23 protein-coding genes and 1 riboswitch are annotated in these 25,490 nt (G+C 57.2%); of the genes, 11 read left to right on the forward strand and 12 right to left on the reverse strand.

Going from position 1 to position 25,490, the window contains the following annotated elements:
* Positions 1–46 precede the first annotated feature (46 nt).
* From ACPUC7_RS19165 to ACPUC7_RS19185, 5 genes are all read left to right on the forward strand, one after another.
* Positions 47–976, forward strand: coding sequence for an ABC transporter permease (locus ACPUC7_RS19165; protein WP_343551712.1), 930 nt, complete (start codon positions 47–49; stop codon positions 974–976).
* Entirely contained in the window at positions 976–1,860 is an 885-nt protein-coding gene (locus ACPUC7_RS19170) for an ABC transporter permease subunit (protein ID WP_494924080.1), read from the forward strand. The genes ACPUC7_RS19165 and ACPUC7_RS19170 overlap by 1 nt, the downstream gene beginning before the upstream one ends.
* 2 nt (positions 1,861–1,862) lie before the next feature.
* Positions 1,863–2,909, forward strand: a complete 1,047-nt coding sequence (locus tag ACPUC7_RS19175; protein ID WP_494924081.1) for a DmpA family aminopeptidase — start codon at positions 1,863–1,865, stop codon at positions 2,907–2,909.
* Between the two features lie 51 nt (positions 2,910–2,960).
* Positions 2,961–3,782 carry a M55 family metallopeptidase gene (locus tag ACPUC7_RS19180; RefSeq protein ID WP_494924082.1) on the forward strand — a complete coding sequence of 274 codons (822 nt, stop codon included), beginning with the start codon at positions 2,961–2,963 and terminating at the stop codon, positions 3,780–3,782.
* Between the two features lie 160 nt (positions 3,783–3,942).
* Positions 3,943–4,779 (forward strand): fumarylacetoacetate hydrolase family protein, encoded by an 837-nt coding sequence (locus ACPUC7_RS19185; protein ID WP_494924083.1) that lies wholly within the window; start codon positions 3,943–3,945, stop codon positions 4,777–4,779.
* A gap of 69 nt (positions 4,780–4,848) precedes the next feature.
* Here the strand turns inward: ACPUC7_RS19185 and ACPUC7_RS19190 are convergent, their stop codons facing one another.
* From ACPUC7_RS19190 to ACPUC7_RS19215, 6 genes are all read right to left on the reverse strand, one after another.
* Positions 4,849–6,360, reverse strand: coding sequence for a serine hydrolase domain-containing protein (locus ACPUC7_RS19190; RefSeq protein ID WP_494924084.1), 1,512 nt, complete (start codon positions 6,358–6,360; stop codon positions 4,849–4,851).
* Positions 6,357–7,097 (reverse strand): ABC transporter ATP-binding protein, encoded by a 741-nt coding sequence (locus ACPUC7_RS19195; RefSeq protein ID WP_494924085.1) that lies wholly within the window; start codon positions 7,095–7,097, stop codon positions 6,357–6,359. Before ACPUC7_RS19195 ends, ACPUC7_RS19190 begins: the two co-directional genes overlap by 4 nt.
* Before the next feature lie 99 nt (positions 7,098–7,196).
* The gene (locus ACPUC7_RS19200; RefSeq protein ID WP_494924086.1) at positions 7,197–8,024 is read right to left on the reverse strand and encodes an ABC transporter ATP-binding protein; all 828 of its coding nucleotides are present in this window, start codon (positions 8,022–8,024) and stop codon (positions 7,197–7,199) included.
* The gene (locus ACPUC7_RS19205) at positions 8,025–8,924 is read right to left on the reverse strand and encodes an ABC transporter permease (protein WP_494924087.1); all 900 of its coding nucleotides are present in this window, start codon (positions 8,922–8,924) and stop codon (positions 8,025–8,027) included. It abuts the gene before it with no gap.
* Positions 8,921–9,931 (reverse strand): ABC transporter permease, encoded by a 1,011-nt coding sequence (locus ACPUC7_RS19210; RefSeq protein ID WP_343551744.1) that lies wholly within the window; start codon positions 9,929–9,931, stop codon positions 8,921–8,923. Before ACPUC7_RS19210 ends, ACPUC7_RS19205 begins: the two co-directional genes overlap by 4 nt.
* Positions 9,931–11,526: an ABC transporter substrate-binding protein gene (locus ACPUC7_RS19215; protein WP_494924088.1), complete on the reverse strand. Its 1,596-nt coding sequence runs from the start codon at positions 11,524–11,526 to the stop codon at positions 9,931–9,933. The genes ACPUC7_RS19210 and ACPUC7_RS19215 overlap by 1 nt, the downstream gene beginning before the upstream one ends.
* Positions 11,527–11,724: 198 nt before the next feature.
* Here ACPUC7_RS19215 and ACPUC7_RS19220 point away from each other — a divergent pair, with 198 nt between their 5' ends.
* Complete coding sequence (locus ACPUC7_RS19220; protein ID WP_494924089.1) at positions 11,725–12,780, forward strand: dipeptidase; 1,056 nt, start codon at positions 11,725–11,727, stop codon at positions 12,778–12,780.
* A 2-nt stretch (positions 12,781–12,782) separates the two neighbouring features.
* The gene (locus tag ACPUC7_RS19225; protein ID WP_343551700.1) at positions 12,783–13,697 is read left to right on the forward strand and encodes a LysR family transcriptional regulator; all 915 of its coding nucleotides are present in this window, start codon (positions 12,783–12,785) and stop codon (positions 13,695–13,697) included.
* Positions 13,698–14,509: 812 nt separating this feature from the next.
* Here the strand turns inward: ACPUC7_RS19225 and ACPUC7_RS19230 are convergent.
* Both ACPUC7_RS19230 and ACPUC7_RS19235 read right to left on the reverse strand, forming a co-directional pair.
* Complete coding sequence (locus ACPUC7_RS19230; protein ID WP_494924090.1) at positions 14,510–15,862, reverse strand: MFS transporter; 1,353 nt, start codon at positions 15,860–15,862, stop codon at positions 14,510–14,512.
* A gap of 174 nt (positions 15,863–16,036) precedes the next feature.
* Positions 16,037–16,939, reverse strand: coding sequence for a GntR family transcriptional regulator (locus ACPUC7_RS19235; RefSeq protein WP_494924091.1), 903 nt, complete (start codon positions 16,937–16,939; stop codon positions 16,037–16,039).
* A gap of 135 nt (positions 16,940–17,074) precedes the next feature.
* On the opposite strand from ACPUC7_RS19235, the gene ACPUC7_RS19240 reads away from it, so the two are divergent.
* From ACPUC7_RS19240 to ACPUC7_RS19250, 3 genes are all read left to right on the forward strand, one after another.
* Positions 17,075–18,103 carry a zinc-binding alcohol dehydrogenase family protein gene (locus ACPUC7_RS19240; RefSeq protein ID WP_494924092.1) on the forward strand — a complete coding sequence of 343 codons (1,029 nt, stop codon included), beginning with the start codon at positions 17,075–17,077 and terminating at the stop codon, positions 18,101–18,103.
* Between the two features lie 145 nt (positions 18,104–18,248).
* Positions 18,249–18,324, forward strand: a riboswitch (Fluoride riboswitch).
* A 90-nt stretch (positions 18,325–18,414) separates the two neighbouring features.
* The gene (gene crcB, locus ACPUC7_RS19245; RefSeq protein ID WP_039333080.1) at positions 18,415–18,792 is read left to right on the forward strand and encodes a fluoride efflux transporter CrcB; all 378 of its coding nucleotides are present in this window, start codon (positions 18,415–18,417) and stop codon (positions 18,790–18,792) included.
* A 107-nt stretch (positions 18,793–18,899) separates the two neighbouring features.
* Positions 18,900–19,697, forward strand: a complete 798-nt coding sequence (locus ACPUC7_RS19250; protein ID WP_494924093.1) for a sugar phosphate isomerase/epimerase family protein — start codon at positions 18,900–18,902, stop codon at positions 19,695–19,697.
* Between the two features lie 10 nt (positions 19,698–19,707).
* Here the strand turns inward: ACPUC7_RS19250 and ACPUC7_RS19255 are convergent, their stop codons facing one another.
* From ACPUC7_RS19255 to ACPUC7_RS19265, 3 genes are all read right to left on the reverse strand, one after another.
* Positions 19,708–20,313 (reverse strand): alpha/beta hydrolase, encoded by a 606-nt coding sequence (locus ACPUC7_RS19255; protein ID WP_494924094.1) that lies wholly within the window; start codon positions 20,311–20,313, stop codon positions 19,708–19,710.
* A gap of 11 nt (positions 20,314–20,324) precedes the next feature.
* Positions 20,325–21,266 carry a glutathione S-transferase family protein gene (locus ACPUC7_RS19260; RefSeq protein WP_494924095.1) on the reverse strand — a complete coding sequence of 314 codons (942 nt, stop codon included), beginning with the start codon at positions 21,264–21,266 and terminating at the stop codon, positions 20,325–20,327.
* A 98-nt stretch (positions 21,267–21,364) separates the two neighbouring features.
* Positions 21,365–22,264 (reverse strand): LysR family transcriptional regulator, encoded by a 900-nt coding sequence (locus ACPUC7_RS19265; RefSeq protein WP_494924096.1) that lies wholly within the window; start codon positions 22,262–22,264, stop codon positions 21,365–21,367.
* A 234-nt stretch (positions 22,265–22,498) separates the two neighbouring features.
* Here ACPUC7_RS19265 and ACPUC7_RS19270 point away from each other — a divergent pair, with 234 nt between their 5' ends.
* Positions 22,499–23,623 (forward strand): GNAT family N-acetyltransferase, encoded by a 1,125-nt coding sequence (locus tag ACPUC7_RS19270; protein ID WP_494924097.1) that lies wholly within the window; start codon positions 22,499–22,501, stop codon positions 23,621–23,623.
* Here ACPUC7_RS19270 and ACPUC7_RS19275 read toward each other — a convergent pair.
* A complete protein-coding gene (locus ACPUC7_RS19275; protein ID WP_494924098.1) occupies positions 23,620–25,452 on the reverse strand; it encodes an ABC transporter ATP-binding protein in 1,833 nt (610 codons plus the stop codon). The genes ACPUC7_RS19270 and ACPUC7_RS19275 overlap by 4 nt on opposite strands.
* Between the last annotated feature and the right edge of the window lie 38 nt (positions 25,453–25,490).

Raw genomic sequence — 25,490 nt, forward strand, 5'->3', positions numbered from 1 at the left:
ATTAATGCGCACCTATCACAATCCGCACCCAATCCAAAGGAACCGCATGTTCGCATACATCATTCGCCGATTGCTGGAGATGATCCCAGTACTGCTGGTGGTCTCGCTGCTGGTCTTCGGCTTCATCAAATTGCTACCCGGCGATCCGGCACGCATCTACGCCGGACCGGATGCGCCTTTGGCCGCAGTCGAAGCGGCGCGTCAACATCTTGGTCTCAACGATCCGCTGCCGCAGCAATACATCAACTGGATCGGTGGCTTACTGCGCGGCGATCTCGGCATCACTTATCGCACCCAGCAACCGGTGCTTGAGGTGATCAAACAAGGCTTTATGCCGACGATGTGGCTGGCGCTGGCCGGTTTTGCCTGGTCGGTGCTGCTCGGTTTATTCCTCGGCGTATTTGCCGCCTTGAAACGCGGCAAATGGCAGGATTGGACATTGATGAGCGTCGCCGTCGGCGGCATCTCGATGCCAACTTTCTGGCTCGGCCTGCTGCTGATCCAGTTCGTCGCCATGCCGTTTGGCCTGTTCTCAGTCAGTGGTTTCAATCAACCCAGCGACATCGTGTTGCCCGCCATCACGCTCGGTTCTTCCGTGGCGGCGGTGATGGCGCGCTTCACTCGCTCGGCGTTTCTTGAAGTGGCGCAGGAAGATTACGTGCGCACCGCCAAAGCCAAGGGGCTGCGCAATCGGTTGGTGACGTGGAAACACGTCATGCGTAACGCGTTGATCCCGGTGATCACCATGCTCGGTTTACAGTTTGGTTTCCTGCTCGGCGGATCGATCGTCGTGGAAAGCGTTTTCAACTGGCCGGGATTGGGTTGGCTGCTGATCGAGTCGATCAAAGCGCAGGATCAGCCGGTGATCCAGGCGCTGGTGATGCTGTTCGTGTTTGAATTTATCGTGATCAACTTGCTGGTTGATCTGCTGTACGCGGTGGTTAATCCCGCGATCCGCTTGCGACAGGAGCCGTGATGAGTCTGCAATCTTTGCCTGCCCAAACGCAGGAGGCGATTCGTTCGCCGTGGCGCGATTTCCTGCACGCGCTGGTGCGCAATCCGCTGGCGTTGATCTCCGGCGGCTTTGTGTTGTTGCTGGTGCTGGTGGCGATTTTCGCCCCGTGGCTGGCGCCGTGGGATCCGATGGCGCCGGACTGGATGGCGCTGTCATCGCCGCCGTCCAGCACGCACTGGATGGGCACCGACGAACTCGGTCGCGACCTGTTCAGCCGTATCATCTTTGGCGCGCGTATCTCACTGTATGTCGGCGTATTGTCGGTGACGCTCGGTATGGTGGTTGGCGTGCTGCTCGGCCTGCTGGCGGGTTATTACGGCCGCTGGGTGGATATGCTGATCATGCGCGGCTCCGACGTGCTGTTCGCGTTTCCTGGCATGCTGCTGGCGATTGCGGTGGTGGCGATTCTCGGCCCAGGTTTGAACAACGTCATCATTGCGGTGGCGATCTTCAGCGTGCCGGTATTTGCCCGCATCGTGCGCGCTTCCACTTTATCGTTGAAGCAAGCGGCTTACGTTGAAGCGGTGCGCTGTGCCGGTGCTCCAGATCGCGTGATTCTACTGCGCCATATTCTTCCGGGCACGTTGTCGAACGTGATTGTCTATTTCACTATGCGTATCGGCACCAGTATTCTCACCGCTGCTGGACTGAGTTTTATCGGCCTTGGCCCGGAACCCGATGTGCCGGAGTGGGGCAATATTCTGGCGATGAGCCGTAGCATGATGATGGCGGGTTTATGGCACGTCAGCGTGTTCCCGGGTCTGGCGATCTTTATTACCGTGCTGGCGTTTAACCTGCTGGGTGATGCGCTGCGCGACACGCTCGATCCCAAACTAAAGAGCTAAGCATGGACTTTCAACAAATGCAGCGCGATCTGTTGCTGCAACGCTGGCGCAGCGAGCGCCAGCTAGGACAACCGCGCAGCGCCTGCGGTGCCACTAATCGCATTAGCGATGTGCCGGGCGTGCGCGTCGGCCATCACACGCTGGATCAGGGCGACATCCAGACCGGCGTCACCGCGATTGTGCCGCCGGGCGACAACCTGTTCACCCAACCGTTGCCGTGTGCGGCTGCGGTATTCAACGGTTTTGCCAAGCCGGTCGGATTGGTGCAGGTCGAAGAGTTGGGCGTGCTGCAAACGCCGATTTTACTCAGTAATACGCTGGCGGTCGGCACGCTGTTTACCACGCTGGTGCGCGACGCCATCAGCCGCAACAGCGAATTGGGTCGCAGCTTGCCCACCGTTAATCCGCTGGCGCTAGAGTGCAACGACGGCTGGCTCAACGACATTCAGGCGCTGGCGATCACCGAGGCGATGGCGCAACAGGCGCTGGATAATGCCGCGCCAGATTTTGATCGCGGCAGCGTCGGTGCGGGGCGCGGCATGAGTTGTTTCAGCCTGAAAGGCGGCATTGGCAGCGCATCACGTGTGATTCCCGCGCTGAACGCTACGCTCGGGGTGTTGGTGCTGGCGAACTTTGGTGCGTTAACCGCGCTGACGCTGGATGGCGTGCGCCTTGGCGAAATGATCGCGCCGCTGCTACCGGAACTGACGCCGCAGCGCGATGCCGGTTCCATCATCATCATCATGGCCACCGATGCAGCGCTCGACGCCCGTCAACTCAAGCGCATCGCCAAACGCGCCGGTGCCGGCTTGGGGCGTTTAGGCAGCTATTGGGGCCACGGTTCCGGCGACATCGCAGTGGCGTTTTCCACCCAGCCTCAGCCGCAACCGCCAGAAGAATCAGCGCTGGAGCCGCTACTCGCCGCCGCCGCCGATGCCACCGAACACGCGGTGCTGGATGCCTTGCTGAGCGCTGAAGCCGTTAGCGGTTTCCGTGGTCATCATCGCCCGTCGCTGACCGAAGTATTAGATCGATTGACCGCGTCGTAGGGTCGCCATTCATGGCGACCTCTGCCAATAACCTCACGGAACCCCAACCTCATGAAAATCTTCATCTCCGCCGACATCGAAGGTATCGCGGGCGTGATGCGCCCTGAACAGTGTTCTCCCGGTCACGCCGAGTATCAGTTAGCGCGCGGATTAATGGAACAGGAAGTCAATGCTGCCATCGATGGCGCGTTTGCCGGTGGCGCAACTGAAGTGGTGGTCGCCGACAGCCACGCGCAAATGACCAATCTTCGCGCGGAAAATATCGATCCACGTGCGCGCATGGTGCAAGGCAAACCGCGCGGTTTATCGATGGTCGAAGGCATTGAACAACAGCCGTTTGATGGCCTGTTTTTTATCGGCTATCACAGCGCAGCGGGTGAACCGGGCGTGCTGGCGCACACCATTAATGGCCGCGCCTTCTGGCGAATCCACATCAACGGCAAAGTGATGGGCGAAAGCGATATTTACGCGGCGGCGGCAGCTGAACAGGGCACGCCGCTGTGGTTGGTGAGCGGTGACGATCAGCTGCAAGGCTGGATTGCCGAGCATTATCCGTCGGTGGATTACGTCTGCGTGAAGCACGCGATTTCTCATACCTGTGCCGAATCGATCAGTCCGCAAGCGGCGCAAAACGCCATCCGCGCGGCCGCTATCGCTGCGGTAAAACGTGCGCGACAAGTCAGCACCACGCGTTTGAGCGCGCCGTACGAGATGGCGCTACAAGCCAGCAAACCGGTGCTGGCTGATTTATTCAGCCTGATTCCCGGCGTCACGCGCATTGATGCGGTGACGGTCGGCTATCGCGCCGAAAACATGAACACGCTGATCAGCCTGCTGAGCGCCTTTTCCTATCTGGCGAGCACGCAGTCTTAGTGCTGTGCGGCTATTCACATGGTCACCATAAATGGCGACCCTACAATAAGCACCCCGTAGGGTCGCCATTTATGGTGACCGCTAATTCAGCAGGTCGGTCCGCATTTCCTGCTGGTATTTGGTAACCTGCGCGCAATTTAGTTATAACAACGAGGCAGTCATGCAGCTCTGCAGTTTTTATCTTATTGACCAGGAAAGAAAAAGTTACGGTATCGTGCTGGAAGAAGGCGTGATTGATATCGGCGCTCGTCTCGGCGCGGAGTGCCCGGATCTCAAAACGTTGCTGCAACGCGGCGGTTTACGCGATCTGGATGCCTTCACTTTGCAGCCGATTGATCACCCTTTCAGCGCGATTCGCTTCCTGCCGGTGGTGGAAAATCCTGGCAAAGTGTTCTGTGTTGGCATGAACTACGCCGACAAACGCAAAGAGTTCGCCGAGACCATTGAAGCGCCAACCTTATTTGTGCGATTTGCTGATTCTCTGGCGGCGCACCAACAGCCGCTGCTGAAACCGGCGACCACACAAGAGTTTGATTACGAAGGCGAGTTAGCAGTGATCATCGGTAAAGAGGCCTATCAGGTGAAAGCGGCTGATGCGCTGCAACACGTTGCCGGTTACAGCTGCTTTATGGATGCTACGGTGCGCGACATGCAGTTTACCTGGTTCACAGCCGGTAAAAACTGGCAGCAAACCGGCGGTTTCGGGCCGTGGATGACCACCGCCGATGAAATCCCCGATCCGCAGCAGTTGGCGATCAAAACCTGGCTCAATCAGCGCGAAGTACAGAACGATACCACCGCCAGCATGGTGCATCCGGTGGCGAAGATCATCGAGTACATTTCTGCGTTTAGCCCGCTGTCGCCAGGCGATGTGATCATCACCGGTTCACCGGGCGGCGTCGGGAAAAAACGCACGCCACCGCTGTTTATGTTCCCCGGCGATGTGATTGAAGTAGAGATTGAGAAGATTGGGCGTTTAAGCCACCGAATTGCCTAAATGCGCAATAAATTGCGCCGCTACTAATACGTGCGCATACCCGTAGCGGCGCGATTCATCGCGCGGTTTTTAACGCGTAAATCTCACCACGCGGCTGCGGTTGAGCAGCAGCCGCAGCGACTCGCCTTCACGCGCGATCACGAACCGCTTCTCCCACGGGCCATCCTGCGCGGTGGCTAATAGGCGATCGCCGCCCAGCGACTGCAAGGTTGCGCGAATCGCTGCCGGGCCGATGCCCATCACTAAACGATCGCCCTCAATCTCCAACTCGCTGCGCCATTCTGCGGCGAACCAACGTCCTTGTAGATGATCGAGGCTGGCTTGATCGGGCTGCACCGGCACAAAACGCCGCGCCGCATGACCAATCTCACCGACAATCGCCGCGCCAGCGTGACGTAGCTGCATCGGGAAGGTGCTGGAAAGCGACACCGCATCGCCATGGGTATCGTCGCGCCACAACGTTTCGCCCGCGCCCAGCCAGGTGGCGGTAACGCCTTTGATCTCCAGCCAATCGGCATCGTGTTCCGCCACGTACAGTCCCGGCGTCAAATCATGGCCTTTCTCTGGCAATTCACGATTGAGCAGCGCCGCCATCACGCGTAATGCGCTTTCTGAGGTGGTGACGTCCTCGCGATTCGCCACCAACGCCACGCCGAGTTTTAACTCCGGATGCAGCAGGAAATAGCTTTTATAACCGGCATGTGAACCGCCGTGACCGAACAGCGTCTGGCTGCCCAGCGTCGAGCTGGCGAGGCCCAAACCGTAACCGCTGGTGCGCCCGTCGTTGAGATTGCGCGGCGCGCTCAGGCGCTGCAACACGCCTGCGCCCGGTCCGCTATCGGCCAGCAAACTTTGCAGCCAGCGCGTCAGATGATTGAGGCTGCCAGTGACGCTACCTGAGGCCGAAAGATGCAATCCGGCGCTGGAAAGCTGCCAGTTTTCGCCGTTTTGCCAATATCCCGGTACCAAACCCGGCACGATGTCGAACCAGCTATCCGGCGCAATTAGGTTGATATCCAGTGGATCGCAGATGTACTGCTGCAACAGATCGTTGAAGCCAACACCTTTGGCTTTCAGCGCTTCTTCCACCAGGCGATAACCGGTATTGGTGTAAGAAATCTCGCTGCCTGGCGGGTAATTGAGTTCATCTTCACGCGCCATAAAATCCAGCAAATCTTCGGCGCTGGTGGCGTTGTACACCGACAATCCCAGCAGCGACAACGATTCACGCAAATCCGGTAAACCGCTGCTCATATCCAGCGCCTGGCCGACAGTAATCTGCCCATTAGCGCCAGTGAGCTGCGGCAGATGTTGCGCCAGCGTATCGTCGAGTTGCAGATAGCGGCGGCCCGGCCCGGTGACCAGCGCGGCAAACAGATGCTTAGTAATCGAGGCGAAACGTACCACGCTGTCGGCGCTGAATGGCGTTTGCTGCGCCAGATCGGCCAGGCCAGCGCAATGGGTTGAGTGAATCTGCTGCGCATCAAACAGAATCATCGCGCCACCCGGCGCGCCGGGCTGCTGCCAGCTGTCGGTAATCTGTTGTGCGACATCCGCGGCGCGTTGCCAGTTTGCGGTCATGCCGGTTCCTCCAGCGTCATGCTGAGATCGAAAAGTTGGGCGGTATGCGGATGCTGAATGCGTCTGGCGCGCAGATCGTCGGCGCTGAGTTGCTCCACCATCTCGCCATGCTGCATCACGCCAATGCGCTGACACAGATGCGTTACCACCGCGAGGTTATGCGTCACCATAATGTAGGTGAGTTTGCGCTCGCTGCGTAGATCGCTGAGTAAATTCAGGATTTCTGCCTGTACCGAGACATCCAGCGCCGAGGTGGGTTCGTCGAGCAGCAGCACTTCCGGTTCGGCAATCAGGGCGCGCGCAATCGCCACACGCTGACGTTGACCGCCGGAAAGCTGATGCGGATAGCGGAAGCGCACCGATGCGGGCAAACCGACTTCGCTGAGCGCCTGGCTGATGCGTTGTTCGGCGCGATCCATCTGATGCACCAAAAGCGGTTCATGCAGAATGCGGTCGATGGTTTGGCGCGGATGCAGCGAGCCAAACGGGTCTTGAAATACCATTTGCACCTGACGGAAGAAGGCGCGGCTGCGTTTCGCGCCGAGTTGCATGCCGCCAAACAGCATGCTGCCGTGCCAGTCGGCATTCAGCCCGGCCAGCGCGCGTAGAATGGTGGATTTGCCGGAGCCGCTTTCGCCGACCAGGCCGAAGCTTTCGCCGTTGCCAACCGCAAAGCTGACGTCCTTCACCACCGTGTGCGCACCGAAGGCGATGCGCAGGTTTTCAATTTGAATCATGAGATGCTCCGTGCGGACCATGCAATGGTCACCATAAATGGCGACCCTACAAATCGCGCTGAACGGTCGTAAGGTCGCCATTCATGGCGACCTGGTTAATTAATCACGCCACGCGGCATCGCGTTGTAAAACCGGTAAACGTTCGCGCGGATGGCGTAACGATGGCAGACACGCCAACAATCCGCGCGTATACGGATGCTGCGCCTGCTGCAATTGTCCGGCGTCGAGCAACTCAACAATGCGCCCGGCGTACATCACCGCCACGCGATCGCAGAAGTGCGACACCAGCGGCAAATCGTGACTGATGAGAATCAGCCCCATGCCGCGCGCCGACACCAGCTCGTCAATCAGCTTGAGGATCTCGGCTTGCACCGTGGCATCCAGCGCGCTGGTCGGTTCATCGGCGATCAGCAATTCCGGATCCGGTGCCAGCATCATGGCAATCATCACGCGCTGCCCCATGCCGCCAGACACTTCATGCGGATAGCGTTTAGCAACCGCTTCGGGATCGCGAATCTTCACCTGTTCCAGCAACTCAACCGCTGCCTGCATTGCTGCTTTCTTGCTGCCGCCTTTGTGCTCGCGCCAGGCTTCGGCAATTTGCTGGCCGATGGTCATCACCGGATTGAGTGAATATTTCGGGTCTTGCAGGATAAAACCGACGCGCTTGCCGCGAATTTTACGCAGCACTTTTTCGCTGGCACCGCGCAGATCGATGCCATCAAAACGCAGTACGTCAGCGCTGACTTCCGCATTGCCCGGCAGCAACTGCATCAGGCAGCGCGCGGTCAGCGACTTACCTGAACCGCTTTCGCCAACGATGGCAAATTTCTCGCGGCCCACGCTGAAACTCACGCCGCGCACCGCTTCAAAGGCTTCGCTGCGCGAGCGGAATGCAATGCGCAGGTTCTCGATTTCCACCAACATTTAGCGCTCCTTGGGATCCAGCACGTCGCGCAGACCGTCGCCGAGAAAGTTAAACGCCAACGACGTCAGGAAAATCGCGATACACGGCATTAACGGCACCCACCATTCGCTGAACAGGAAACGACGCGCAGTGGCGATCATCGTGCCCCATTCCGGTGACGGCGGCTGCGCGCCCATGCCGAGGAAACCGAGGCTGGCGGCGGTAATAATGATGGAACTCATATCCAGCGTGACGCGCACAATCAGGCTCGGCACGCACAGCGGCATGATGTGGCGCAGAATAATGCGCAGCGGCGAAGCACCGCTCAACCGGCTGGCAGCAATGAAATCGCTGTGGCGGAATTGCAGGGTTTCGGCGCGCGCCAGACGTGCATACGGCGGCCACGAAGTCAGTGCAATCGCCAGAATCGCGCTCTCAACGCCCGGTTTCAGCGCGGCGACAAACGCCAATGCCAGAATCAAACGCGGGAAAGCGAGGAAGATATCGGTGAGACGCATCAGCGCCTTATCGATAAAGCCACCGGCATAACCGGCGATGCAGCCAATCAGCAAACCGAGTGGCGCCGTCAGCAGCACCACAGCGATCACCATGCCGAGGGTAGTGCGACCGCCATAGATAATGCGTGTCCAGACATCGCGGCCCAACTCATCGGTGCCGAGCCAATGGGCAAAAGAAGGTGCGGCGAGGCGATTTTCCAGATGCTGCACGCCGGGATCGAAGGGCGTCAATAACGGCGCAAACAGCGCAAGAAACAGCATCACGGCAATCACCAGCAAGCCAATCATCGCCAATGGGTTGCTGCGCAGGCTGAGCCACAGACGATAGCGTCGGCCCCACACCGCTTGACGGCGATTGGCGGGCGTATTGTCCAGCAGCCACTCTCGAGAGAAGAAGATCATTTTACGCGCGGGTCCCAAAGTCGATAGAGAAGGTCAGCCAGCTGATTGAGCAGCACATACACGGTGCCGACCAGCAAGGTTGCGCCGACCACCGGATTCATGTCGGCGTTCATCAGCGAAGTGGTGAGATATTGCCCGAGGCCCGGCCAGGCGAAGACGTTTTCCGTCACCACCGCCCCCTCCAGCAATCCGGCATAGGTCAGCGCCAGCACCGTCACCAATTGCACCGCCACGGTAGGAAAGGCATGACGCCAAATCACCCGGCGTGAGGACAACCCTTTGGCGCGCGCGGTAATCACGAACTCGCCGCCTAACGCATTGAGCATGAAGGTGCGCGTCATACGCGTGATGTAGGCCATGCTGAAATAGGCGAGGATCAGCACCGGTTGCGCCATGTGTGCCAGCGCATCCCAAAAGGCGTCGGTTTCCCCGGCCAGCAGCGAATCGATGGTCAGGAAGCCAGTGACTTGCGGCACCATATCTTGCCAGATGATGTCCTGCCGTCCGGGACCGGGCGCAATGCCGAGCACCGCGTAGAACACCAGCAGGCTCAACAGCGCCAGCACAAATACCGGCAATGAATGTCCGGCGAGACAAATCACGCGAATGGTTTGGTCGATCCACGAACGTTGGCGCACCGCCGCCCACACGCCGAGCGGAATGCCAACCAGCGCAGCGATAATGATTGCCGCAGTGGCCAGTTCCATGGTCGCCGGGAAGAAGCGCGCGATATCAGTGCTGACCGGATTCGAGGTAAGAATCGATTTGCCGAGATCGCCATGCAGCAGTTGATTGAGATAGTGACCAAACTGCACGTAAAGGGGCTGATCCAGCCCCATTTCCGCGCGCACGCGTTCGACGACAGATTGCGGCGCGTTATCACCGACCGCTGCCAGCACCGGATCGGTGGGCATCACGCGGCCGATGAAAAAGGTCAAAACCGACAAGCCAAACAGCGTCAGCACCAGGCTTCCCAAGGTGCTGACGATTTTCTTCAGTAACGGCATCAGGCTTTTTTCACCTGCGCATACGGCCATTGTTCCAGCACGGTCATGTGGACGTCAGAAAGGCCTTTGCCTGTCGCCACGTTTTTGGTCTTCTGCATCATGAAAATGAACGGACTCTTCTCGCGGCCCATCTGCTGAATCTGCTGATACAGCGCAATACGCTTGGCGGGATCCGGCTCGTGCAGCGCCTGTTCGGTCAGCTTGTTGAACGCATCGTCAGACCAGCTGCAACGCCACGCCAGGGTACGCGCACGTGCGTTATCACTGTTGTCGGTGTTGACGCAGAACGCTTCGGTGTTGGAGTTAGGATCGAAATAATCCGCGCCCCAGACGGTCAAGGCTAACTGATGCTGACGCGCACGCATTTTGGTCAATACCTGACGGTTTTCGGCGGCAATCAACGACACTTTGATGCCAATCGCGGCCAACTGCGTTTGAATCGCCTGAGCGATATCCGGATACGGCTGCGCTGAGTAGTGATCAAGGGTGATTTCAAAGCCATCCGGATAACCGGCTTCAGCCAGCAACGCTTTGGCTTTGGCGAGATCTTTGTGGAATGGCGTGTCATCCAGCGCTGCCGGGAAACCGCTCGGCAGGAAGCTTTGATGGGTGACAAAACTCATCGACAGGATGTTTTTCTGGATGCTGTCGTAATCCAGCGCCCACTTTAGCGCCTGCCACACTTGCGGCTTTTTCAGGTACTGATTATTGGTGTTGCACGACATCAACATAATGGCGGAGAGCGACTGATTCACCAGCGCCACGCTGCTGTCGTTTTTCACCTGCAACAGCTGCTCGGTGGTGAGGTCGTACGCCGCATCGACATCGCCTTTTTTCAGCATCAGCGCCTGCGCGGCTGGGTCGGCAATGTGCTTGAGCAGCACGCGCTTGGTTTTGCTCGCGCCTTTATATTGCGGGCTGATCTCCAGAATCACCGTTTCGCTGGCATTCCAGGTGCGCAGGGTGAAAGCACCGGAACCGGCGCTGTGCTGCTTCAGCCAGCCGTTGCCAAAATCGTTGTTTTGCTGATTTGCCAGACAGGCTTTTTTCGACACGATGCTGCCAACCGTCGCCGATAAGCAATACAGCAGGAAGGTTTCTGCCGCTGGCGCGCCGAGTTTCATCTCCACGGTGTGCGCATCTTTCGCCGTCACCAGCTGCGTCACGTTGTCTTTGGTAAAACCAAACTGGTTGATGATAAACGCCGGGCTTTTATCCAGCTTCACAATACGCTCAATCGAGAACGCGACATCTTCAGCGGTGAGCGGCGAACCATCGGCAAATTTAGCCGCCGGATCGAGATGGAAAGTGTAAGTGCCGTTATCACTGCTGACATCCCAGCTTTGCGCCAGTTGCCCAATCACTTTATCGGCTTGTTGCGGATCGGGCGTGACCAGACGTTGATACAGGTTGCCGCAGATCTGGCCGCCAGTGGCTTCAAAGCTTTCATGTGGATCGAGGCTGGTGATGTTGTCGAGCTGCATGGCGATCACCAACATGCTAGGTGGCGTGGCAGCAAAGGCGGAATTGAGGCTGAGATAGGAAACAACGGGCACGGCGGTGCATCCTGCAAGAAAACGTCTTCTGGTTACCATGACAACTCCAAGTTATTGATTATTAAAATTAAAATTTGTTATTTGGCTGTTTTTTATCTTGACTTTCGTTACCGGCGAGAGGATTAATACCGACATTACATCGTTTGTTTCACTCGCCCGCGCATGCCTCTTTCTGGTGCAACTTGCTCCGCCAACTGGCAGTGCCGTGCTTTCCCCTGAATATGGAACCGATACAACATGTCTGACTCTCTTCACCTCGACATTCCGGTGTTTGACGGCCACAACGACGTCCTCAACAAGCTGTGGCAGCACCACCAACCCAACGCGGTTGAGGCCTTTTTCAACGGCACCGAACGCGGCCAAATGGACTTTCCGCGTATCCGCCAGGGAAAAATGGTAGGTGGAATTTTTGCCACCTGGGTGCCGTCTCATCCTCTGATTGCAAGAAGTGCGCCAGACCTCTCAGATTTTCCTCAGGAAATTATCAGCTCTGCGCGTGACGCCACCTTTTCCATGCTGGCGCTGCTGCTGCGTATTGAGCAGGCTTCCAACGGCCAGGTGAAGATTTGCCGCAGCGTGCGCGAGATCCGTGAGTGCATGGCGCGTGACGTGCTGGCGGTAGTGATGCATGTAGAAGGCGCGGAAGCGCTGGATACCAACGGTGAATTGCTCGATCTGCTGTACGCCAGCGGTTTACGTACGCTTGGCCCGCTGTGGAGCCGACCGAATCAGTTTGGCGACGGCGTGCCGTTTCTCTATCCCTCATCGCCGGATATCGGCAACGGCTTGACCGAAGCGGGCAAACAGCTGGTACGCGACTGCAATCGCCGTCGCATCATGGTCGATTTGTCGCACATGGATGAGAAGGGTTTCTGGCACACCGCTGCCATCAGTGATGCGCCGCTGGTGGCGAGCCACTCTAATGCGCATGTGATCAGCGCGCAGTCGCGCAATCTCACCGATCGCCAACTGGCGGCGATTGCCGAAACCAACGGCTTTGTTGGCGTCAATTTCGCTGTGCCGTTCTTGCGCGAAGATGGCGACCGTAATGCGCCAACCGGCGTTGATGCCATTGTGCGTCACGTTGAATATCTGCTGGAAAAAGTTGGCGAAGATGGCGTTGGCTTTGGCTCGGATCTCGACGGCGCCACCATGCCGGGCGATCTGAACGATGTGGCGGGTTTCCCGCTGTTGGTGCAGGCGCTGGCGGCGCGCGGTTACTCGCGTGAGCTGCTGGAGAAAATTTGCTACGGCAACTGGCTGCGCGTGCTCGAAGCGACCTGGGGCGAATAATTATGCGGCTGCGTCACATTGAGGTGTTTCAGGCGATTGTGCAGACCGGCAGCATCAGTGCGGCAGCGCGCCTGCTCAATGTCTCGCAGCCCAACGTCAGCCGCGTGCTGCATCACGCCGAGCAACAGTTGGGTTTTGCGCTGTTTGAACGGCGCGCGCAGGGCATGATCGTCACCGCTGAAGGGCGGCGTTTGTTGCCGGAAGTCGAAGATATTTATCAACGTTTGCAATCAATTACCCAACTCACCGAACAACTGCGGCGCGGCGAAGGACAAACGGTGCGCGTGGGTGCGGCACATGCGTTTGGTCAAATGGTGCTGGCACCGGCGTTAGTGAATTGGCGTCAGCAAGCCAGTTCAGTGAGCGTGGAATTGGTGACCGAACACTTCAGCACTTTGTGTCGCATGCTGATGGACAATCAGCTCGATTTCGCGCTGGTGTTTGGACAGCAGGTTGATGCCGACTTACTGGCGGAACCGCTGTTCCAATCGTCGATGGTGGCGCTGCTGCCGCGCGATCACACCCACAACGAGCCGGTGACGCTGGAGTGGCTGTGCGCCAACAATTTGCTGATGATGCAAAATCAGGACCCGCTTGGCCGCGTGTTGCACCGCGCGCTGCGCGACAAAGCGCTGAATCCGGCGGTGTCGCTGTCGATCAAAACTTATTCGGTGATTGCCGATATGGTGCTGGCGGGCGGCGGCGTGGGGATTGTTGATCTGTTTACCGCTTGCCGTTACGCCGACCAGCTCAAGCTGTTGCCAGTGGCGCAGCCGCTGCCGTTTGAAGTGATGTTGATCAGTCGTCGCGATCAGCCGCAATCGCAATCGACTTTGCAGTTAAAACAGGTGATTCGACAGAAGTTGTGGGAAATCGCGCGACAATGTGAATCACAGTTTTTTACGCGGCCGGCGTAGTGATGCTTGCTTCAACCTTGTGCTTCTTTCGTTCGCCACTGATTGGGTAGTTTCAGCTGTGCCGAGCGGCGACCGAGCAGAGGCCCGAAGGCGCGGGCCTCTGCACTCCGCGCCTTGCGCCAGCCCATCCCGCCGCTTACGCGGTGCCTTCGCTCATTCGCGCTGCCTGACGGACCGGCGGCGATTCGCTCCTGCTCAGCGCCACCTCTCACCGCATCCATGCGGCTCGCCCTGGCATCACTCTTTCGTTCAGCGGGATGGGATGTCGCTCAACACCCTCGCTGCAACACTCTGCGTTTTATTAACTCACCATCGCTTCAGCCTTTGGTCACCATGAATGGCGACCCTACGAAACTCACAGTGGCTTGTAGGGTCGCCATTCATGGTGACCAGGTGCGCAAAAATGCGCACCCTACGAAATCCCTCTCCAGACAAAGCCTCTCCAGACCACGCTGTTTTTAATTAGAAAAAGATTCTTGCAGGCGAGGTTTGCTGGGCGCCATCCGCAGCGCCGAGTGAAGAGTGACGGCCAGGATGAGCCGACACGATGTCGGCGAAAGCGCGGCATGAGCCAGGGATGGCGAATCCGCGCGGTCCGTTAGGCCGGAGAGATGAGCGAGTGAACAGCGAGGACGGCGCAAGGCGCGGATTGCAAAGGGCCACGCTATTTGGCCCTTTGCCCGTACGCCGCATCGTGGATGCTGAAACTGCCCAATGTTTGGCGGGCGGAACCTTCTCGGTGTAAGCATGCTGCTTAGCTGCTCAGCGGGCGGAACCTTCTCAGTGCCAGCGTGCTACCTAGCCGCCTGGCGCTACACCCCATCTGTGATTGGCTTACGCACCAGCAACAAATACGCCAGCGCACCCACCACCGTCACTCCGGCGCAAATCATCAATGCCAGGCTAAACGATTTGGTGGTATCCAGCACCCAACCGGTAATCACCGGCGCGAACGAGGCGAATACAAAACTGGCAAAGTTCTGGATGCTGCCAACCGATGCAGTCATGCGTGCCGTGACGTTGGCGTGGATCAAACCCCAGCATGATGTACCGGCAAAGTGGATGCAAAACAGCGCCATACCAATCAGCGTTACCGCGCTGGTGGTGTCGGTGGCACGCGTCACGAAAGCAGTGAACGCTGCTGAGAACAGCATGCCGGTGACAATTGAAACCTTACGCACTTTCACCGCATTGTGGCCGCGACGCACCAGCGCATCGACCACGTAACCGTTCAGCAGCATGCCCGCCGCGCCGAACAGGAATGGAATCGCCGCCAGTAAACCGGTGCTTTTCAGATCGAGGTTATAGGTGGATTGCAGGTAACCCGGCAGCCAGGCGATGTACAGCCACGCGGTGTAATTGATGCCGCTGAAGCCAATCATCATGCCCCACATGGTGCGCTGCTTGAACAGGCCGCGCCACTCGGCAAAGCTCAGCGGCTCTTTGCGTGACGCGACGCTGCCCGCCTGCAAATAGTGAATCTCTTCACCGCTCAGTTTGTTGTTATCGCGATCGCGGTACATCAAATACCAGCCCACCGCGAGGAACATGCCGAGAATACCGATGGTGACGAACATGCCGCGCCAGCCCATCACCATCATCATCGCCGCCAGAATCGGTGGCGCAATCGACAAACCAATCATCGATGCAGCGTTGAACATGCCCATCGGCATGCCGCGATCTTTGATGTTGAACCAGTCGTTGATCACCTTCACGCCGCACGGGTTCATTGGCGCTTCACCAATCCCCAAACCGATGCGCACCAAAATAAACTGCGTGAAGTTATGCACCAACCCGGCAGCCGCCTGGAACAGCGACCAGAAAAACATGCCAATCGCCAGCATGATGCGCGGCCCTTTGCGATCCAGCAGCGCACCACACGGCAATTGCGCCAGACCGTAAGCCAGCGAAAACGCCGACAGCAGCAAGCCAATTTCGGTAGCGGATAAGCCCAGCTCGCCGCGAATGGTCATATTGGCCACCGACAGCGAACTGCGGTCGAGATAGTTGATCATCGCGGCAAACAGCAGCAGCAACATGGCAGTGACCTGAATCTTTTTGATGCGCTTTGATCTCACCACATCACCGCGCGCCGGGATAAATGCTTGCCCGTCGTTGATGGGTTGCGGCGCGTTTTCGCGGCCACGAGCCGAAGTATTTTCCATTGCGACCTCCCGGATCTGGGTACTTATCGTTATGTGTCAGTGTGGGATCCTGCGGCAGCCAATCGGTGCTGCCCCAACGGATTGACTTCGAGACTAGAAGGGATTGGAACGGGATGTTGCGCAGATGTTTCAGATTCGTGCGGGAGCTAATGCTTTGTGGTTTTTAATCGGTTTTTAATTGTATTGGCGGATGGAACGGATCATCGAGGTCTTGGCGGTATCGAGATGATTGTGCAGGGCAAATAGCGCTTCCACATCCTGACGACTGATCAGCGCGGTGAGAATCGCCATGTGTTCCTCGAGCGCCACAATATTGCGCTGCTTAAGGTCGGTTTCATCCCATTGATAATGCGAGTGAAAAATCACCGAAATAATCTCCAGCGATTGATTAAAAAACGGATTGTTGGCGGCGGAAAGAATCAGCGTGTGCATCTCCTTATCCAGCGCGGCGAAGTGGCGATAATTGCTGGCGATGGTGTCACGCATCGCGCGATGGCGATCTAACAAATCACGCGCCTGCATCCAGCGTTCATCCTGTGAAGGCAGATTAAGAAAGCGGGTGAGGGCGTGAGTTTCCAGCATTTCACGCAATTCAAACAGGTTCTCGGCGTACGTCTGGTCAAACTTTTTCATGCGCCATTGGCCGCGCTTTACCGGTTCGAGTAAGTCGTAACGCATAAAACGCAGCAAAAATTCACGTACTACGATTGGGCTGACTTTGACCTGCTGCGCCAGTTGCAGCTCGCTGAAGGTATCGCCGGGCATTAATTGTCGCTGGTTTATCAGGTTGAAAAAAGTCTGCTCAAACTGCAACGCTTGCTGCTCAATCGGCGGCGTTAACGCATTAAAACCATCTTCTTCACTGGGATCGCGCACGATCACGTAAGTTTCATCGACTTTATCCAGCACGCCGCGTTGATGTAAATGCTGCAAGGTATGGCGCACCGTGGTGCGACTGATGTTGAACATCTCAGCCAGCGCCGCCTGCGGTGGCAACGGCGAACGAATATGCCGTCTGGCGATGCCATCCAGCATCTGGTTAATCACGTTCTGACGTAGGTTCTGGCTGCGGCTCATCGCGGTCTCCGGTTTTTTATTTATTAAAAACCATACAAAGCCCAAAAAAAGCGTCTGGCTTCACACTTCATTCACGCTAAAAACCCGCCATCGGCGATTTTCGCCATAACTTCGGCATCAGCACAGGAGAAACCGATGACAACGATGAAAACTCTGGTGGTCGCCGAGCCACGCCACATGGTGTGGCAACAGCGTGCCAAGCCAACACCTGCCGCGCAGGAAGTGTTAATCAAACCGATTGCCGCCGGGATTTGCGGTACCGACATTCATGCATGGGCCGGCAACCAACCGTTCTTTAGCTATCCGCGCGTGTTGGGCCATGAGCTGTGCGGCGAAGTGGTAGCACTCGGCAACCAGGCGAGCGGCTTTTCTGTCGGTCAGCGCGTGGCGTTGATTCCTTATGTTGCCTGCCAGCAGTGCGATGCATGCTTAAGCGGAAAAACCAACTGCTGCGAAAAGATTTCGGTGATTGGCGTGCATCAGGACGGCGGTTTCTGTGAATTTCTCAGTGTGCCGGCCGGCAATTTATTGGCGGTGGATGATGTTGATCCAGAAGCGGCGGCGCTGATCGAACCGTTTGCCATTAGTGCCCATGCGGTTCGACGCGCAGCCGTTGCAGCCGATGAACATGTTTTAGTGGTCGGCGCAGGCCCGATTGGGCTGGGCGTGGCGGCGATTGCCGCAGCCGCAGGGGCGAAAGTGGTGGTGGCTGACACCAGCGAGCAGCGCCGCGCGCATGTGGCGCAGCAACTGGCTTTAGCCACTGTGAATCCGTTAGACGCCGATTTTGAAGTAAAACTGCGCGCGGAGTTTGGCGGACGTTTAGCCGCTAAAGTGATCGATGCCACCGGCAGCCCAGCGGCGATGAACGGCGCGGTGAAATTGATTCGTCATGGCGGCACCATCGTGTTCGTCGGCCTGCACAAAGGCGATCTGGTGATCCCGGATATCGAGTTCCACAAACGTGAAACCACCTTGATGGGCAGCCGCAACGCTACATTGGAAGATTTCGCCAAAGTACGCGAGTTGATGGCGAATGGTCAGCTTCGTGCCGATATCATGCTGAACCGACATTATGATTTCTCAACGCTGGCAGAAACGTTTGAACCCGAGGTGATTAATAATCGCGAGCTGATTAAGGGCGTGATTCACTTCGAGCGTTGATATTGCTTTCGATGAAATTCGGTCACCATGAATGGCGACCCTACGTTTGAGCGGAGTGGCTTTCGTAGGGTGCGCATTCTTGCGCGCCTGACAATGAATGCCAGAGTTCCCATATTGTCTCACTTCCCAACCCAGCGTATTATCACCCGCCTAAGGTGATGGCGTGCCACCTTTCCCAACCGCCGTTCTGGTCACAGACGGCTGATGACGCCTGACAACACTGGTATCCCTGCGCGGGAGACGGCGGTGTGTCAGGCGTTTTTCTGTCCTGCCGCGGCCCTGCGCGTAATCTATTTCAGGAGCTCCAAACTATGTTGAAGTCGTTACTGGCGGTGGTGCTTGGCGGTGCGGTCGGCTGTTCGCTGCGTTGGTTAATTTCATTACGTTTTAACGCGTTGTTTCCCAATCTGCCGCCGGGCACCTTAATGGTGAATCTGGTGGGCGGCTTTATTATTGGCGCGGCGCTGGCGTTTTTTGTGCGCAATCCGCATATCGATCCCTTCTGGAAGTTATTGATTGTCACTGGTTTGTGCGGCGGGTTAACCACCTTTTCGACCTTTTCGGCGGAAATCGTCGGGCTGCTGCAAACCGGCAAATATCTGTGGGCAATGTCGAGTGTGATGGTGCATGTCATCGGTTCACTGTTGATGACGTTTGCCGGTTTTGCCGTGGTGAATCTGCTGGGATAACCGTCAGGCTTGAAATAACTATTAAGAGGTAGATACTAAACGGCGGTTTGCGCGCGTGACGCGCAGACGCTGTCACCGATTTATCCGGACGATTAAGGAGCCTGTTGATGCGAAGTAACCCCAAATTCCTTAACCTGGTGTTGTTAAACGGTGAACCTGAACACAAGCTGCGTGCCGCGCGCGCAGCCGGTTTTGATCAGGTTGAAATCTGGCGCGACGATGTGCAAGCCAGTACGCCGCACATCGCCGAGCAATTGCAGCTCGGCTTCACTAATCTGCAGGTGCTGCGCGATTTCACCGGTGCGCCGGATCGCGAACGCCAGCAAAAACGCGCAGAACTGCGTCAGTTCATTCAAATCGCCCAATCCATCGGCTGCGATACCATTCAGGCACCGGCCAGCACGCGAGAAGATTGCGTGGCGGCGCGCATTGATGAAGATCTGCAATGGATGGCGTCGGAAGCCGCGCGCTACAACATGCGCATCATGTATGAACCGATGGCGTGGTGCAGCGTCGATAACACCTTGCCGCTGGCGTGGGAACGCTTGCAACGTCTCGATCAGCCGAACATCGGTTTGGTGGTCGATCTGTTTCACATCAGCGCGTTAGGTGGCGATGCTTCGCAGTTGGATGGCATTCCTGCCGATCGTATTTATGAAGTACAATTGTGCGATATGGCCGAGATGCCACCGCAGGACAAACAGCCACTAAGTGAGTACGCGCGCCATCAGCGTTTGTTGCCAGGCGACGGCATCATTGATGTTGATCGTTTCGTCGATAAGTTGAAAAGTGCCGGTTACAGCGGGCCAGTCGGCATTGAAGTGTTCAACGATGGCTTAAAAGCGCAGCCACCGGAAGTGGCTGCAAACAAGGCGTGGCAAGCGTTAAACCGCTTCTGGCCGTGATTTTGTCAACCTAGTCCTGTAAACACTGAGCAATAAAACCGGCCGCTTGCATCGCGCCCTGCGATGAAATGGTGTGGCCGGTTGCCGCTTCATAACGCGCTTCAACCGTCACGCCGGCCTGTTGCAAACGCTGCGCCGCCGATTCGCTCTCGCTGAAGGGAATCACATCATCTGCTTTGCCATGAATCAGCAGCGCAGGAATGTGTGGCAGCGGCGTTAAGGCATCATCGAACGACAAGCGTCCGGAAAACGCCACTACACCCGCCAGCGGATAACGGCCCGATGCTAATGCATCCAGCGCCATGATCGAACCTTGCGAGAAGCCAACCAGAATCACTTTGTCCCACGCATCCGCCATGCCGTGTTGCGCCATTAGCTGTTGCAGCGTGTCATCGAACGCCGCGCGCGCGGCACGCACCCGCGCAGGACGATTTTCCGTGGTGATGCCGGTTAAGCTAAACCACTGATATCCCATCGCATGCTCAAAGGGAAAGGGCGCATTCGGCGAGGCAAACGCCACATCTGGTAGCAGGCTGGCCCAATGTTGACCAAGCACCGCCAAATCGTCGCCATTGCTGCCAACACCATGTAAAAAAATCACCAGGGCTTTCGCCATTGCACCGCTCCTTATAAACCGTAAGCCGCCATATCCGGGCCAACCGGCACAATGCCGTTGGGATTCAGCGCTTTAATCGAATAATAGCCCTGTTTGATATGGTCGATATTCACTGTCTGACGCACGCCAGAAACCGACAGCATACTCTTCAGATAACGATCGAGCAGCGGATAGTCGCGCAGGCGGCGCAGGTTGCATTTAAACAGGCCGTGATACGCGGCGTCAAAACGCACCAGCGTAACGAACAAGCGGATATCGGCTTCGGTTAAGCGCTCGCCGAGCAGGAAAGTGCGACCATCCTGCAAGCGCTGCTCCAGTTCATCCAACTGACCAAACACATCGTTAAACGCCTGTTGATAGCTGACTTGCGTGGTGGCGAAACCGGTGCGGTACACGCCGTTATTCAGGCGCGGATAGATCGCTTCGTTGAGTGCGTCGATCTCTTCACGCAGATCTTCGGGATACAGATCAATGCGATCGTCAGCTAAATCACCAAATCCGCTATTCAACATGCGCAGGATATCGGCCGATTCGTTGTTGACGATGGTTTGCGTTTTCTTGTCCCACAGCACCGGTACGGTGGCGCGGCCGGTGAAATTGGCATCGGCGCGGGTGTAGAGTTCGTGAATGTATTCGGCTTTATTGAGCCAGTCGCGGTCGGCACCCGGATAATCGCCGAAACGCCAGCCTTGTGCGCCCAATTGCGGCTCGACCACTGACACGCTGATCACTTTCTCCAGCCCTTTTAAGCTACGTGCCAGCAGCGTGCGCGATGCCCACGGACAAATCAGCGCCACATACAGGTGATAGCGATCTGCTTCAGCGGCAAATTCGCTGGAGCCATCGGCGGTGATCCAGTGGCGGAAACTGGACGTTTGACGGACAAATCCGCCTTGTTTATCGGTGGCTTGCACTGGGTGCCACTCTGCACTCCACTTACCGTTTACCAGCATCGCAATTCTCCTCTGTGGTGATGAACAGAGCATACAGCGCTGCTGAATCGGTGATAATCCGGGCAAAATGGCTTTCATTGCTTCCAAATTGGAAGGAATCAGCCGGGCGGATGATGCAGGAAATGGTCGGCGAGGAAATCGATCAGCAAACGCGTTTTCTGCGCCAGGTGGCGCGCCGGTGGATAAAGCGCAAACAGGCCAAGCGGCGGCGTGGCGAACTCCTCCAGCAACGAGACGATATCGCCGCGCTGCAAGGCGGGCGCGGCGATAAAACCGGGCAGCCGCGCGATGCCTAATCCGGCAATCGCCGCCTGTAAACAGGCTTCGGTATTGGAGAAGCACAGGCGACCGCGAATCGGCATGCTGACGCTGTCGCCACACGGCGTGACGAACGGCCAATGCCACGGATCGCGGAAATTGGTGTCGCTGATGCATTGATGTGACGCCAAATCGCGCCAGTGCTGCGGCGTGCCGTGTTGCAGCAAATAGCCGGGCGCCGCCGCCACGCGAATCGGTACATCGCCGAGCCGACGCGCGATCAAACTGCTGTCGTCAAGTTTGCCGATGCGGATCGCCATATCAAACCCTTCATCCACGATGTTGACCGCACGATCGGAGAAATTCACATCAAGTTCGATGTTGGGATAGTGGCGCGCGAACTCCACCAACACGCTGGCGAGGATTGCGGTGCCGAAGGTGCCGGGCGCGCTGATTTTCAGGCGGCCGGACGGCGTGGTGGCGCTGTCTCGAACGGTGGCATCCAATGTATCAAACGCTTCCAGCAAGGTTTTCACCCGCTCGTAATAGGCGCGACCGACTTCGGTTGGCGACAACGCGCGCGTGCTGCGTTTGAACAACTGCACGCCGAGTTCCTGCTCCAGCCGCGATACCAGCTTGGAAGCCTGGCCACTGCTGGTGCCAAGGCGTTCAGCGCCACCGGCAAAGCTGCCGACTTCCAGCACGGCGACAAACATGCGGTCACAATCGAGTCGATCCATGGCGAATCCCGTGAGTTCAAAGGGTTAACATAAACCAGGTCACCATAAATGGCGACCCTACAACAGCCCGTAACTCTCCGTAGGGTCGCCATTTATGGTGACCGAATGTTAATCAACTGTAGGGTGCGAATTTATGCCTGGCGGAGCAAATACACATTCAGTGCGCTGCACCTTTTCCCGCGCGGCAAAACCTGTTGAACTAAGCGCCTGCTTTCACCTGGCCGGGAGCCGTGAATGTCCTTGCTTCATCTGTCGTCGCTGGCGGAAATCTCCGCTGTCGAATGGGATGCGCTGTTACCTGACGATCAACCGTTTTTACGCCACGCCTTTCTCTTAACCCTGGAAGAGAGCGGCTGCGTGCGGCCAGAAAATGGCTGGCAAACTGATTATCTGCTGTGGCGGGAAAACGGTGTCTTGCGCGCGGCGCTACCGGGTTATCGCAAGCGCCATTCGCGCGGCGAATACGTGTTCGATCACGCATGGGCCGATGCCTGCGAGCGCGCCGGTATTCCTTATTATCCCAAATGGCTGGGCGCGATCCCGTTCAGCCCGGTCACCGGCGCACGGCTGCTGGGCGATGACGAAGCGCTGACCAAACTGCTCAGCGCATTGCCGGATGAATTGCTGCAACACGGCCTGAGCGGTGCGCACATCAATTTCACCACGCCGTTTGCCAACACCTTGATGGCGCAACAACCCGATTGGCTGGAACGGCTCGGCATTCAGTATCACTGGCACAACAAAGGCTATCGCGACTTCCAGGATTTCCTCGATACGCTGATGTCGCGCAAACGCAAACAGCTGCGCAAAGAGCGTGAGCAGGTGATGAGCAACGGTTTCGAATTCATCTGGTATCGCGGCGATGAACTGCGCGAAGATCAGTGGGATTTCGTCTACACCTGCTACGCCAACACCTATCGAGTGCGCGGTCAGCGTCCATATCTGACGCGCCAGTTCTTCAGCCAATTGGCCGAACGCATGCCGCATGCGATACGCGTGGTGATCTCCACGCTGCAAGGACAACCGGCGGCAATGGCGTTCTGTTTAGTCGATGGCAACACGCTGTATGGCCGCTATTGGGGTTGCCTGGCGGAGTTTGATCGCCTGCATTTTGAAACCTGTTTCTATCAGGGCATGGATTTTGCTATTGCGGAAGGTTTGCAGCGTTTTGACGCCGGTGCGCAAGGCGAACACAAGCTGGTGCGCGGTTTCGAACCGCAAATCACCCACTCCTGGCACTATTTGTGTCATCCAGGCTTACGTGAAGCAGTGGCGGCGTATTTAGTGGAAGAACGGGCAGGGATGCGCGCATGGGCATTGGAAGCGCGCGATGCCCTGCCATATCGACGCGGCGATTAATCCGCGCCGACAAAACCGCCGGTTTGATGCTGCCACAGGCGCGCATACAGTCCATTGTGCGCCAGCAGTTCGCGGTGGTTGCCCATCTCGACAATCTCGCCTTTCTCCAGCACCACCAGGCGATCCATCTTGGCGATAGTCGAAAGACGGTGCGCGATGGCGATCACCGTTTTGCCCTGCATCAGCGTTTCCAGGCTCTCCTGAATCGCCGCTTCTACTTCAGAATCCAGCGCTGAAGTGGCTTCATCCATGATCAGAATCGGCGCATCTTTCAACAACACGCGCGCAATGGCGATACGCTGACGTTGGCCGCCCGACAGCTTCACGCCGCGTTCGCCAACGTGTGCATCCAGGCCGGTGCGGCCTTGCGGATCGGACAGCAGCGGAATGAATTCATCGGCGCGTGCACGGATAATCGCCGTCTGCAACTCCTCTTCAGTGGCATCCGGCCGACCGTACAACAGGTTGTCGCGAATCGAGCGGTGCAGCAGTGAGGTATCTTGGGTAATCATGCCGATTTGCCCGCGCAGGCTCTCTTGCGTCACTTCAGCGATGTTGTCATCGTCAATCAGGATGCGCCCGCCGTTGATGTCGTACAGTCGCAGCAGCAGGTTCACTAGCGTTGATTTACCGGCGCCAGATGGCCCAATTAAGCCGATTTTCTCGCCCGGTTTGATGTTGAGATTGAGGCGATTGATCACCTGGCGGCTGCCGCCGTAATCAAAGCGCACATCCTCAAAACGAATTTGGCCATGCTTCACCTTCATCTGTTTGGCATCCGGCGCGTCCTGCACGCTGAGCGGCTGCGCGATGGTGTTCAGGCCATCCTGCACCATGCCGATATTTTCGAAGATGCCGTTCACCACCCACATGATCCAGCCGGACATGTTCACTAAGCGGATCACCAAACCGGTGGCCAGCGCAATCGCACCTACGCTGATCAGCGACTGGCTCCACAACCACAGTGCCAGCGCCGAAGTGCTGACAATCAGCAAGCCATTCAGCGTTGAGAGCGTGACGTCCATGGTGGTCACCATGCGGCTGGCATGCTGGGTTTTGTCGGTTTGCTCTTGCAGCGCTTCACGCGCGTACTTGCGTTCTAAATCGTTGTGTGCAAACAGTTTGATGGTGGCGATGTTGGTGTAGCCATCGACGATAGTGCCCATCAATTTGGAGCGCGCTTCCGATGACACCACCGAACGCTGTTTAACGCGCGGCACAAAGAAGCTCAATGACACGCTGTACGCCACAATCCAAATCACCAGCGGAATCATCAAACGCCAGTCGGCTTCAGCGAACAACACCAGCGAGGTCACGGCGTAAATCACCACGTGCCAAATCGCATCGACCAGTTGCACCGCCGAATCGCGCAGCGAGTTACCGGTTTGCATGATGCGTTGCGCGATGCGCCCGGCAAAATCGTTCTGGAAGAAGTTCAGGCTTTGGCGCAGCACGTAGTTGTGATGCTGCCAGCGGATCATGCTGGTCATGCTCGGGTTAATGCTTTGATGCACCAGCATATCATGTAGTGCGATCACCACCGGCCGCAGAATCAGCGCGACAAACGCCATCCACAATAAGATTTGCCAGTTATCGCTGAACAGCGTGGCGGGCGTGGATTTATTGACCAGGTCGATAATGCGGCTGAGATAGCTAAACAGCGCCACTTCAATTAGCGCCTGGGCCAGCCCAACAATCAGCAGCGCGACAAAACTCGGCCACACCTGACGCAGGTAGTAGAAGTAAAACGGCCACATGCTGGTGGGCGGGGAATCGGTTGGCGCATCCTGGAAAATATTGATAAAACGTTCAAAACGACGATACAACATAGAGTCACTCTTCCCGAATTGGTGAGAGTTAACAGCTT

The sequence above is a fragment of the Pantoea sp. CFCC18179 genome, from assembly GCF_059412405.1.